We start from the raw sequence: 11,438 nt of genomic DNA, 5'->3' as shown, positions 1-11,438 counted from the left end.
TTTTTCTTTTGTTGCGCGGTCCACCAATATGATCTGGGTCGGGCAGTGCTACTTGGTGCGAGGAGGATCGCTCACCGCACATGGCTCAGAAAAGGTCTTTGATTGCTTAGTCTGAGACGAACGATAGGCAGACAGGATACAATACGCATAGCGTGGCCCATGAATGCCCTGAGACAGGGCAGACATGATCGCAACACCGACATCACGGACCTTGTGAAGCCGCCCGGCGGTAACGGCATTGAAGTATTCGAAGTCGATGAACCTAATCTGACGACCGTCCCAACACATGTCCCGAAATGCCGGACGCCCATGTGCTAGGCCCGCCCCGTGCAGCCGTGCAAGTGCTCGCCCTGCCGCGCTGCACGCGCTGAGTTTCTCTTCCATCGCGACAGATGTGTGTTTGCAAAGTTTGGTCAGACTCTGCCCAGCGTCTTCTACGGCGACAAACCCTGTTCCTTCAGCCAAGATTCTGGGGACCGCCGCGCCATAGTCCCACAACAGTCGATGCGCCCGCCGATCACGATCAAAAGCTTGTTCAGGCCATCCCTTCACCAACCACAAATGCGGCGCGAAACGCTCAACACGCTTCAGCCAAAATCTGTTTCCCTTTCGGGTTTGGCACAAAGAGACACGCTGATACGGTGCACGCAGAACCTGTTCCACCGCAGCATGTATCTCAGCTTGTTTGTCTTCCACGTTCAGCCCCGAATAACTTGTTGTAAAATATAGGAAGGCTGGGCCCGTATTTCATCACCCTGCCCACGGTAATCCGCGCCGATCAAGGCGTCTGAAATGACATTGTTGGCTAAAGCGATTAGCGCTCGGTCAGCTTCAATTCGATCCGACGGTTTTGCGCGCGGGCTTCGGGGGTGTCCGCCGGATTGACGGGTTGGAACTCACCAAAGCCGTTGGCCGCCAACCTGTTCGGAGGAATACCGAGCGCATCAACCATGTAGCGCACGACCGATAAAGCGCGGCCTTGGCTAAGCTCCCAGTTGTCACGATACCGCCCAGATCCGGCCAGAGGTACATTATCTGTGTGACCATCGACCCTGATCACCCAATTGAGACCCTCGGGAATTTCCGCTGCCACGCTGCGCAAGATATTGGCCACCTTGGCCACCTCTTGCCGACCAATCGGTGACAAAACTGCTGAACCCGTATCAAACAAAACCTCAGACGAGAAAACGAACCGGTCGCCCTCGATTCTTACGCCTTCTTCATCCCCCAGCACGTCGCGCAACCGGCCAAAGAATTCAGAACGGTATCGCTGCAAATCCTCGGCCTGAGCTGCCAATTCTTCTGCCTCTGCTTCAAGGCGGACCCGTTCCGCTTCTTCCAGCAAGCGCCGACGACGCTCCTCTGAAGCTGCACGGGCCAGTGCCGCGTTCAGATCCTGGCCCAATGTCTGGATACGGATATCGGCTGCAGCGTTACGCTCTGCGTAATCGTCCAGAAGAGCCTGAAGCCCGCCCAATTGTTCACGCAATGCGGCCATCTGTTGATTGAGCAAGGCGGTTTCGCGCTGCGCTTTTTCAGAAATCGCCTGTTCAGACGATAACGTGTCACGGGCGATGGCCAGCAGGGCCGCGCGCTCTTCCGCCAAAGTGCGTTGTTCCTGGGCCTCATCCTGCGCCTCTGTCTGCGCTGCAAGTGCCGCCTCAAGCTGGGCTCGCAGTTCTTCTGCGTTAAGCTCTCCGAATTGGCGCTCAAGTTCTTCTTTCGCCGCCTGTGCAGCCGCGAGAAGAGTCAACGTTTCCTCGGCCTCTTTGCGTTGCGCTTCCAACGACAAAGTCATTGCCGTCAGTTCGGCATCTGCATTCTGAAGTCGGTTGCGCAGGTTTTCTGCTGCGGCGGCCTCGGCCAATTTCGCGGCCTCTTCTGCGCTCAGTTGCTCTTCAAGCTCAGAAATCCGAGTAGCCTGTGTTGCATCGCTTTGTTCCAGATCAGCGACCAAAGCCTCCAGAGCCTCACGTTGGGCAGCGGCCAGCCGGGCAGCTTCAGTTTGTTCGTCAATCTCGGCCCGGCTTTGCGCCAGAGCCAAGTTCAATGCGTTCTGTTCATCTTGCAGTTCGGCTATTTCACCTTGAGCCTGCTCCTGTTCCAAAAGCAGGGCAGCGACTTGAGCTTCAAAATCGCTCAGCTGTACTTGTGCCTGTACCAACTCTGTTTCGACCTGATTCAGCGTTGAGTTCAAAACACCCAGCCTTGCCTGCAACCGGCTGTTCTCCCGCTCTTCCAACCCAAGCGCTCCGGCCAGTGCCGCAACCTCGTCAGAAAGAGCTGTCAGTTCATCCTCTTGCCCGGAAATGGTTTCCCTCAGCACATATTGAACCACCATGAAGATGGTTAAAACAAAGGTCAGCACCATCAACAGCCCAGTCATCGCATCCACGAAGCCGGGCCAGACCGACCCTTGAAAACGCTGACCAGTGCGTCGGGACAGGGCCATAAGTTATTCCCCTTCCGGAGCGGTGCGTACGGCGCCTCGGGGCAGTGTCAGGGCTTTGACGAGCAGTTCTATGTCCTTGCGCAACTCGCTCATGCTTTCCTGCCGACCGGCCGAGATTTCTTCGAGAATGCGCAGCAATTGCACGTCCATGGAACGCAGTCGCATCCGGCTTTCCGCATCAATTCCCTCACCCGCACCATGTTCGCGCATATGGTCCAAAAGGGCGTCCTGCCCAAGTGCTACCCGTTCCAATGCTGCCGTCACGCCATCGGTATTCTCTTGCCGCTGGTTCATCTCACCAATCGAGTCCGCCAACTGACCTAGACGGGATGATACCGCTGCGCGATCCGCCTCTTGCGCGGTAAACAAGTCCTGCAGCGCGTTCATTTGTTCGGACATGGCATCCAGAACCGGTGTAAGAACGGCCAGCTCAGCGCCGCCTTCGTCACTTGCTGCGAACCCGACACGAGTGATCGAGGACAGCCATTCCTCAAGCTCGCGATAGAACCTGTTTTGACCATGACCTGCGAATACCTCCAGCAAGCCAACAATCAGCGACCCGGCCAGACCCAATAGCGAGGATCCGAACGCCACGCCCATGCCTTGCAATTGAGCTTCCAGCCCAACCATAAGGCGGTTGAACACGGCCATACCCTCTTCGCCCTCTTGCGGGTTGAGGCTACGGATGGTGTCAACGATTGCCGGGACCGTAGTGGCAAGCCCAAAGAACGTCCCCAAAAGGCCCAGATAGATCAATACGTTGGTGATGTACCGAGTAATCTCACGCTCTTCCTCGATCCGTTCAGCCACAGAATCCAGAATAGACCGGGTTGAGGTCGAGCTTATCTGAGACCGCGCCCCCCGTTCGCGCAGCAAAGACGCCAAAGGCGCCAGCAATTGCGGAGTGCGCGCATCCTCATGGACAACGCCGCCAACAAAGGCCTCAATCCAGCGCACCGAGCCGATCAACTGCGTTACTTGGTAAAAACAGGCGAACACGCCGATCACAAAGACCAGCAGAATAAAGCCATTAAGGTAGGGGTTGGCATAGAAAACCGGCAACACATAAGGGAGTGCCAAAAAAACGCCCAACCCCGCCAGGCCAATCGCGATCAGCATCGTAACGATTTGACGAATGGGTTGCGAGAAATGCGGTCTCGCGCCCTGATGTGCCTGCGCCATGCGCGTGGTTCCCGATCTTTGCCTGCTCTGAGCCGAATCTAGCGAAATTACACCGGTGACGCCAAGTGTTTATGCGGTGATGGTCCGTACCCGTTGCGCCAACCACTCAAGATCAGGGTCACGAAGGTCGATCTCGGCCAGATGTTCCGCAGTATTATAAAGGTATTCGGTGTTGGGCCCTCGCCCGCCAACGGCATGCGCAATGATCTGAGCCTGTTTCTCAAGAGGCATGCCACCGCAATACTGTACGTGTTCAGCATCAACCACATAGGTCACGGCATTGACGACTTCGCCATCGTCCAGATGCACGTCCAACATTTTCTCTAGATATGCCGACGAGACCAGCTCACGCTCACGCAGCTCGAGTAATGTGCGTTCTTCGTGACCGACCTCAACCGCCAAGGCCAACCCTTGGCAATGCGCGTCGTTCTGTTCGTCCAGCGCCAGTACCAGACCTGGGTGGTCTTCCGTGCCACGGTGGTGGATCGAACTCATGCAGAATGACCGCGCGTACCCGTGCAAAGTGGCACGTTCGCTGCGCGCCACCGGAAAGCCCGGGTTCCACAGCAACGATCCATATCCAAACACCCACATCGTCATAGCACTGGTCCTTGCCCGTTTGGGCCTATAAACATCAAATCCGAGGTGGGAAAAAGGGCGAACTGCCATGCGCGGTCTGATACGAGTAATCATTGTCATAGTTGTGATCTGGAGCGCCTATTGGTTCGTCGCCGGTTTTGGGTTGCGCAATGCGATTACAACTTGGTTCGACGCCCAGCAGGACCGAGGCTGGCAGGCCGAGTTTTCCGAAGCAGAGACCGCTGGCTACCCGTTTCACCACATCACCCGACTGAACAGCCCAGCCCTTGCCGATCCGGTCAACGGAACCGCCTGGAGCGCAGATTGGATCGAGTTTCAAAGCCCCGCGATCTGGCCCGGTCGACAGATCCTGCGTTTCGCTGACACACCTCAGCGTCTGTCCTATTTCGACCAAACCGCAACCGTATCCGCCAGTGATCTGCAAGCGGAACTGCAACTGCAACCCGGCGTGGCCTTGGTATTGGAAAAGATGGCGCTGACGGCCGGGCCATGGTCGGTCATGGATGACGCAGAAGCCCTAGCCGGCGGTGATACGTTGGCAATTGTCATGGAACAGACCACTACACCAGAGGCTTACTTGATCAGCGCCAAAGTGGACAGTTTTACTCCCGGTGACAATCTGCGTGGGCTGATGCGCTCTGCCACTACTCTGCCTCAAGCGTTCGACACGCTTGAACTGGACATGACGACCACTTTTGACAAGGTATGGGACCGATCAGCCCTAGAGCAGAGCAGGCCACAACCGGTTAGAATTGATCTGCGGCTTGCCGAAATGAAATGGGGGGAATTGCGCTTGTTCGCTGCCGGAGAGTTGGCTATCGACCCTCAAGGCATTCCAACCGGTGAAATCGCGATAAAGGCTGAAAACTGGCGCGAAATGGTTGCGATGGCCAACGCAGCGGGTGCCCTGCCCGATCAAGCAGTCGATACGGTAACACGAGCGCTAAACTTCATGGCTGGACTGGGTGGCAATCCAAATGCGTTGGATCTTCAGCTGAACTTTCGCGACGGCTTCGTGGCCTTGGGACCAGTGCCACTTGGACCTGCCCCACGCTTGATCCTGCGCTAACGGCAGAATGGCCCGCGGCGATGTCGCGCAGTATCCAGATGGAAATGATCTCTGTGGTACCGGTCTGAATTTGGTCCTAACACGGTACCGAACGGGCCGCAGGCCCCGCGCCAAACTTTGATCAATTGGCTCTGAGATGGGTTCTTACGCCAGCCATTCAGGACCGTCACCATCTCTCCATCCGCCATTTTGAAGCCCGAGATATCGATAGCCCGGCCTTTGCCATGTTCCGAGATACGCGCGCCTTTTTTGTTGTTTCTTGTTCTGCAGGCGTAATGCGCAGCGACCTGCAATTCGACCACTGGTCCGCGCCGTTTGAACGTAGGTTTGACTGACTTGTCGACCCACTCGTTCAGCGCGATTGCGGTGCCGCAATCCATCGTGGACGGGCGGCTAAGTATCACACCTGAGACCGATGTAATCTGGACAGCATCCTTGATGCCACACGCTTTGATCTTACCGGGAACGCTGCCAACTGGTTTTCCCTGAATGGCAATTTCCCCGCACACCGATCCCTTGCGAAGCTTGCGCTTCTTGAACAACGCCTCTTGTTCCAGCGTCTTGGGCCGCAGGTAGGGCATCAGCGAAGTATCCGGCCCTAGCAATGGCAAGTCGGCCGGGCGCGCAGCCACCGCCATCAGCTGCGGCGACGCCGGGCGCAGTTCCGGTCGAATTTTGACATTTGGCATCGCCGTGGCAAATGCCAGAACGGGCGTTGAAGAGGGTCTGGTGACTGGCACAAGCGATTGTTCCAAAGGGGCTGCGTTGGACAACGTGGCACTGAACGCCACACTTCCAATCGCCAAGACCCTCAAGACCCGCCTCATTGGTTTGTTTTCCCCCGTCCGAAATTTGGGGCATCCGTATCCTGCCCCGCGTCGATGATCCCGCGCCTGATCGCGCGCGTGCGGGTGAAATAGTCGAACAAGTGCTCTCCGTCACCTGTTCGAATTGCACGTTGCAGGGCAAAAAGCTCTTCTGTGAAGCGTCCCAGAATTTCTAACGTCGCGTCTTTGTTGGTTAGGAATACATCGCGCCACATGGTCGGGTCCGAGGCGGCGATCCGTGTGAAATCCCGAAAACCAGCAGCGGAATACTTGATAACTTCGGTGTCTGTGACCCGACGCAGGTCGTCGGCCACACCTACCATTGTATAAGCGATTAAATGCGGCGCGTGAGATGTTACCGCCAGAACCAGATCGTGGTGATCCGCGTCCATCTCATCGACATTAGCCCCCATGCCTTCCCAAAGAGCACGCAGTCTAGCGACGGCATCAGGGTCCGAACCTTCGACCGGCACCAACAGGCACCAGCGGTTGTCAAAAAGCTCGGCGAAACCAGATTCGGGACCGGAATGTTCGGTCCCGGCCAGCGGGTGTGCGGGAACGAAGTGCACGCCTTCGGGAATATGTGGAGACACAGCCTGAATCACGTGCCGCTTGACCGAGCCCACATCCGTCACCGTCGCGCCGGGTTTCAGAACCAGGGCGATATCTGCAGCCACGGTCTCCATCGCGCCGACGGGTACGCACAGGACCACAAGATCTGCGCCCTCAACCGCTTCGCGTGGGGTGTCGCAAACGCGGTCACACAGACCGATACGGCGCGCCGTTTCGCGGGTCGCCTCGGACCGGGCATAGCCGGTGACCTCACCCGCAAGCCCCGAGCGTTTGATGGCCCAGAACATAGAAGATGCAATCAGGCCCAAACCGATCAGGGCAACGCGGTCGTAAACCTGGCTCATACGGCACCCCCTTTGAACGTGGTAATCGCCGTAACGACCCGATGACATGCCTCCTCATCGCCCACGGTAATGCGAAGGGCGTTAGGCAAGTTGTACCCCGCCACACGGCGCACGATCAGACCTTGAGTCTTGAGGTGATCGTCGCACGCCTCGGCCTCGGCCTGATTGGCGAAACGCGCCAAAATAAAGTTCGTGTGGGACGCATCCGAAGGCACCCCGATCTTGGCCAATTCCTCGGACAACCAAGTACGAAGGCGAGCGTTTTCTGCCTGACAGAACGACAGAAACTCTAGGTCATTCACCGCCGCTTCCGCTGCTGACAAAGCGGTCAGCGACAGGTTGAACGGTTGGCGTACCCGGTTCAGCACGTCGATGATCGGCTTCGCGGCATACCCCCAGCCGACACGCATTCCACCAAGACCGTACACTTTTGAAAACGTCCGGGTCATGATCACATTTTCGAACCAATCAACCAGCGAAGCACCGCCATCGAAACCGTCAACAAACTCGGCATAGGCCCCGTCGATCACCATCAGGCAGGTTTGCGGCAAAGCATCGGCCAGCCGCATCAGTTCTTCCTCGCGGATCATGGTCGAGGTCGGGTTGCCCGGGTTCGTCACAAACACGATCCGCGTTTGCCCGGTCACAGCTCCCAGAATGTTGTCAACATCAACCTGGCGATCGCGCTCGGCCACCATCACAGGCGTCGCACCGGCCATGCGGGCGATGATCGGGTACATCGAAAATCCGTGCTCGGTATAGATCACCTCATCCCCCGGCCCCGCATAAGCCTGAGCGATGAATTGCAGCACTTCGTCACTGCCGACGCCGCAAATGATCCGCGCCGGGTCCAGTTTGTGCCGTTCGCCAATCGCGGCACGCAGACTGGCATGGTCGGTGCTGGGATAGCGATGCAGTGTCGCTGCGCTGTCGCGCACCGCCTCAATCGCTTTGGGGCTTGGGCCAAACGGGTTTTCGTTCGAGCTGAGCTTGATCACACGCTCGACACCAGCCAAATGCGACTGGCCGCCCTGGTAAAGCGCGATGTCCATAATGCCGGGTTGAGGGGTGATCTTGTTCATAAGAAGCTCCGTTAATTGGAGCCTCTCATACCTGTCTCAACGCTTTGAGAAAAGCGGCAATTCCGTCACGCCGCTTTGAAGCGGGCCGTCGCCGGGTCAGCACTATAGAAAGGCGTGAATTCCTCGGTTCGACAGGATAGGTCGTTGACGCTGTCGATGATGAACTGAACAGTATCTTCGCTCATCAGATATGAGAAATTCAAACGCACCCAGCCGGGCTTTTTCATCTCTTCCCCTGCGGACAAGGCTGCGTGCAACTCATCCGAAGTCGCACGGTCGATGTCCAGCAAACGGTGCGCGTAAGGCCCCGCACAAGCGCAGCCACCGCGTGCCTGAATGCCGTAAATGTCGCTGAGCATACGGGTAAACAGTTGCTGATGCACAGGCTGGCCAGAGTTGTTCCGAACCAAGAACGAATAGATCGGCAGGCGGTGCGGGTTATCGGTGCCCAGTAAGGTCAGGTTTGGATTGTCTGCCCACCCTTTTAGCGCCATGCGATTGTATTGTGCTTCCCGCCTGGCAATTTCGTCGGTGCCGACGGCATCCTTAACAATGAAAGCCAAGGCTGCACGGATATCACCGATCACGTTCGGCGTTCCAGCCTCTTCCCGCGTTGCCAAATCCTCACTGTAGTCGTGCCGCCAGGGAGAGACGAAGCTTACCGTACCGCCACCGGGCCAACTGGGGCGCGTGCGCGTGACCGCGTTTTGGTTGACCACCAGAACACCTGACGCCCCCGGTCCACCAGGAAACTTGTGCGGAGAAACAACAATTGCGTCCTTGCGCGCGTCCTCAGGGCCCATGTCCATAGGTAGGTATGGACCGCCACCCGCATAGTCCCAGACCGAAACTGCACCATGCTTCTTGAGCAAACGGGTGATCGGGTCTGGATCAGTGATTATGCCGGTCACGTTCGAAGCGGCCGAGAAGGACCCGATGATCAGATCCGATTCGGCATTGTCGATCAGTGCCCGTTCCAATGCGGTCAGATCAACGCCCCCTTCGGCGGCTTCAGGGATCTCAACAACTTGAGCCTTACTTTCGCGCCATGGCAGGATGTTCGAATGATGCTCATACGGCCCGATCAAAACGACCGGTCGTTCAGCAGCATCCACCCCCAACAAGCTGACCAACCGGTTCAGGCCCGCGGTGGCGCCAGACCCGGTAAAGATCACCGCGTCTTCTCCCCTCGCACCAATGATGCGGGCAATCTCTGCGCGTGCTTCGCGCCGCAAACGTGTCATGTAAGACCCGCAATAGGAGGCCTCGGTGTGGCTGTTGGCATAGTAAGGCAGCACCTGTTCGGCGACAAAATCCTCAACCTGCCGCAGCGCACGGCCCGAGGCGACGTAATCCGCATAGACCAGCGGCACGTCCCCGTGCAGGCCCGGGATCAGTACGTTCTCTCCGATCAGCCCGTCGCGCAAGCTTGAATTGCGAGTAGTGGACAGGATGTCTGCGCGGAATTTGGACAGGGTCATGGTATAGGCTCCGTATTGCCCTACTAATATGATTGACGTTTGGTGAGGAAACTCCACCTTTCTTTTAGTTTATTTCCTAATCTTTGTGTCATATGATCCATTATGAGCGAAAACTTAGATCATATTGACAAGCGCATCTTACGAGAGCTGCAAACTGATGCCACCCTATCCCAACGCGAACTGGCGGATCGGGTTGGGTTGTCACAGAACGCTTGCTGGCGCCGCCTCAAGGCGTTGAACGAGAATGGCGTAATCACCGGCTCAACCGCACGGATCGCGCGTGAGAAACTTGGGCTGAGCCTTGTTGTTTTTGTCATGCTACGCACACGGCATCACTCAACCGAGTGGTTGCAGGCCTTTCGAAGCCATGTGCTGACCGTTCCCGAGGTTGTGGATTTCCACCGGATCGGCGGCGATTATGATTACCAGTTAAAAGTCGTGACCGAGGATATGGCCTCGTACGATAAGGTCTATCAACGCCTGATCGAAAAGGTCGAATTGGACAGCGTGACTTCATACTTCGCGATGGAAGCGATCGCGGAGGGGCGGCCGCTGCCGATTTAAGCGCAATGTAAGGTCGAAGTTGGCACAGTCTTGCCGGATAAGTGCTTGTGGCGCCTAGCAGTATGCGCTCAAATACACGCACCAGTTCAATATTAATTATAAGTTAATCACAGGTTAAACTATTGTTTAAAAATAAAATATTGAGGTTTTCCACATCTCAGGTATGGTGTTCGCGTTTTAAAAGCTAAGAATTGTCGATCTTCCGCGTGGAAAGATCTTCCAATCAACCGTAGGCAAAATCCACAGGCGAGAACTTCTTGGGCGTATCCTGCGCGCAAGTGGCTGAAAGGCTCATCAGCTTTAAACCCACATGTATCAGCGTGTGGGTTTGTTTTGGTTATATGTGGAGGGGGCCATGCCCAGGAAGAATTCTAATGCAAATTCGAAGCCGACGATCACGTTAGTCGACAAAACCCAAACTATAGATTTCGAAAGTGACACCATCCAAGATTTGGAGGCCGGCGATACAGGCGATGAATTTGTCTTTGCCGGTTTTACAGTTGAAGGCGTTTCAAACTCTCCGTCCGGAATTGCAAACGAAGCCATGATTTTCGATAGCGAAAATCCGACGGGCGGTGACACCGACCTGGAGACGGATGACCAAGGAAATATTCTAATCGTTTCGGAAGATGGTGTTTCGGAAAATCCGGATGACGAAGCAAACGGTGGTACGCTGACATTTGACTTCGACGAACCTGTTTCCCTGTCCAGCATTCTTGTCGTTGATGCATTCGAGGGCGGCGGTGAAATCGAAGCCTTTGACGACGAAGGGAACTCGCTGGGCGTCATCGAAATTCCAGACGGAGGTCCAGACGGCGAAATAGGCACGATTGACCTCTCACCGCTAACCGCCACCGAGGGCGCATCAAAGCTCGTCGTTACATTCGACGAAAGCGGCGCTGTCGATGATCTCGAGTTCGGCACTCGGTGTATCACCGTCGACAAGGATGTTTCCAATATCGTCCTATACCTCGATTGCGGTGATGAAGACGTTATCAAGTTTAAAATTGACGATTTCGAAGACGGGACCAACGAAATCTCGGTCACGGATCTGGCGCTTTTCCTAGATACAACAGAATTTGGTGATTGCGACATTCTCGGATTGACGGTCAAGGCCGGCAACAACGGTGGAAATTACGGCCCCGGTGAAGGTGAGTTCATCGATCTCAACCTTAACGATGATTTTGAGGATGGCACGACGGACAAAGCAGATGTCGAAGTCTCGGCCAGTGACTTCCTCATGTTTATCGCATGATCGCTTAAC

The 11,438-nt window shown here is 56.0% G+C and carries 11 protein-coding genes; 3 read left to right on the top strand and 8 right to left on the bottom strand.

Annotation, left to right across the window (positions count from 1 at the left end):
• Positions 1-48: 48 nt before the first annotated feature.
• From ACR0L3_RS00395 to ACR0L3_RS00380, 4 genes are all read right to left on the bottom strand, one after another.
• Complete coding sequence (locus ACR0L3_RS00395) at positions 49-696, bottom strand: BUD32 family EKC/KEOPS complex subunit (protein WP_480742779.1); 648 nt, start codon at positions 694-696, stop codon at positions 49-51.
• Positions 697-814: 118 nt separating this feature from the next.
• Positions 815-2,452, bottom strand: coding sequence for a peptidoglycan -binding protein (locus tag ACR0L3_RS00390; RefSeq protein WP_480742777.1), 1,638 nt, complete (start codon positions 2,450-2,452; stop codon positions 815-817).
• Positions 2,453-2,455: 3 nt separating this feature from the next.
• The gene (locus ACR0L3_RS00385; RefSeq protein WP_480742775.1) at positions 2,456-3,634 is read right to left on the bottom strand and encodes a biopolymer transporter ExbB; all 1,179 of its coding nucleotides are present in this window, start codon (positions 3,632-3,634) and stop codon (positions 2,456-2,458) included.
• Between the two features lie 69 nt (positions 3,635-3,703).
• Entirely contained in the window at positions 3,704-4,234 is a 531-nt protein-coding gene (locus tag ACR0L3_RS00380) for a gamma-glutamylcyclotransferase (RefSeq protein WP_480742774.1), read from the bottom strand.
• Between the two features lie 67 nt (positions 4,235-4,301).
• On the opposite strand from ACR0L3_RS00380, the gene ACR0L3_RS00375 reads away from it, so the two are divergent.
• Complete coding sequence (locus ACR0L3_RS00375) at positions 4,302-5,303, top strand: DUF2125 domain-containing protein (RefSeq protein WP_480742773.1); 1,002 nt, start codon at positions 4,302-4,304, stop codon at positions 5,301-5,303.
• On the opposite strand, the gene ACR0L3_RS00370 is transcribed toward ACR0L3_RS00375, so the two are convergent.
• From ACR0L3_RS00370 to ACR0L3_RS00355, 4 genes are all read right to left on the bottom strand, one after another.
• The gene (locus ACR0L3_RS00370) at positions 5,300-6,130 is read right to left on the bottom strand and encodes an extensin-like domain-containing protein (protein ID WP_480742771.1); all 831 of its coding nucleotides are present in this window, start codon (positions 6,128-6,130) and stop codon (positions 5,300-5,302) included. The genes ACR0L3_RS00375 and ACR0L3_RS00370 overlap by 4 nt on opposite strands.
• Complete coding sequence (locus ACR0L3_RS00365; protein WP_480742770.1) at positions 6,127-7,047, bottom strand: prephenate/arogenate dehydrogenase family protein; 921 nt, start codon at positions 7,045-7,047, stop codon at positions 6,127-6,129. The genes ACR0L3_RS00370 and ACR0L3_RS00365 overlap by 4 nt, the downstream gene beginning before the upstream one ends.
• The gene (hisC, locus tag ACR0L3_RS00360) at positions 7,044-8,129 is read right to left on the bottom strand and encodes a histidinol-phosphate transaminase (RefSeq protein ID WP_480742768.1); all 1,086 of its coding nucleotides are present in this window, start codon (positions 8,127-8,129) and stop codon (positions 7,044-7,046) included. Before hisC ends, ACR0L3_RS00365 begins: the two co-directional genes overlap by 4 nt.
• A gap of 65 nt (positions 8,130-8,194) precedes the next feature.
• Positions 8,195-9,610, bottom strand: a complete 1,416-nt coding sequence (locus tag ACR0L3_RS00355) for an aminotransferase class V-fold PLP-dependent enzyme (protein ID WP_480742766.1) — start codon at positions 9,608-9,610, stop codon at positions 8,195-8,197.
• Positions 9,611-9,712: 102 nt separating this feature from the next.
• Between ACR0L3_RS00355 and ACR0L3_RS00350 the strand changes: the two genes are divergently transcribed.
• Together ACR0L3_RS00350 and ACR0L3_RS00345 are read left to right on the top strand one after the other, a co-directional pair.
• A complete protein-coding gene (locus tag ACR0L3_RS00350) occupies positions 9,713-10,174 on the top strand; it encodes an Lrp/AsnC family transcriptional regulator (RefSeq protein ID WP_480742765.1) in 462 nt (153 codons plus the stop codon).
• A gap of 355 nt (positions 10,175-10,529) precedes the next feature.
• On the top strand, positions 10,530-11,429 hold the full coding sequence (locus ACR0L3_RS00345) for a hypothetical protein (protein ID WP_480742763.1): 900 nt from the start codon (positions 10,530-10,532) through the stop codon (positions 11,427-11,429).
• Positions 11,430-11,438: the final 9 nt, after the last annotated feature.

It is taken from the genome of Ruegeria sp. CK1 (assembly GCF_056536545.1).
The sequence above is the reverse complement of the archived record's forward strand: the minus strand, read 5'-3'. Positions and strand labels throughout refer to the sequence as shown.